This is a genomic window from Deinococcus alpinitundrae, from assembly GCF_009982895.1.
GTDB lineage: Bacteria > Deinococcota > Deinococci > Deinococcales > Deinococcaceae > Deinococcus > Deinococcus alpinitundrae.
The window spans coordinates 1-624 of sequence record NZ_WXZL01000099.1 but is presented as its reverse complement, the minus strand read 5'-3'; the positions used below and the strand labels follow the sequence as shown (position 1 = coordinate 624).

Below are 624 nucleotides of genomic sequence, written 5' to 3'. Positions count from 1 at the left end.
CGCAGCACGCCTCGTTTGGTCTGTTGACCGAACTTCCCAAAGCCAAAGCGACTCTTGAGGGTTTTGAAGAGGGCCTCGATTTTCCAGCGACGTTTCCCGGTGCGTTTGATGACCTGGGCCGTGCGTGGCACGGTCGAGACGATGAAGCGCCGTTCCTGAGCATCGCCTTTTTTGGCTGGCAGCCAGACCCAAGTCACCCACAGTGGCACCCCAGGAAGATCGTGCAACTCGATCTTCCGGCCTGATGTCGTGATGTCGCGCAAGTGTTGCCCAGTGGAGGTTTTTCGATCTGCCCGCATCCCGATGAATCCCGCGAACTTGAGCGCGATGATGCCTTGGATGAACGCTTTGCTGCTGAATCCTCCATCAGCCAGCAGGTGAATGGTCTTGCTGCTGTGGCGGACTTCCAGCGGAAGTCCGCGCAGGAGCTTCAAGGCCAGTTGGGTAGGTGAGGGCTCTCCCTTACCCCGCCAGATCAAGAAGGACCAAGGCAGGCGCAGTTCTCCGCAACAAAGGTACAGCAGCACGACGTGCACACCCTGCACCGAATTCAAGGTGTGCATCCAGTCGCCTAACCCTTCGAAGCGACCTTCCTTCGCGATCGAGGTCAGATCAACAATGAGT

1 protein-coding gene is annotated in these 624 nt (G+C 57.9%); it reads right to left on the bottom strand.

The annotated features are described in order from the left end of the window. A partial coding sequence (locus GUI70_RS22560) for a transposase (protein WP_161884511.1) occupies positions 1-624 on the bottom strand: 624 nt, incomplete at both ends.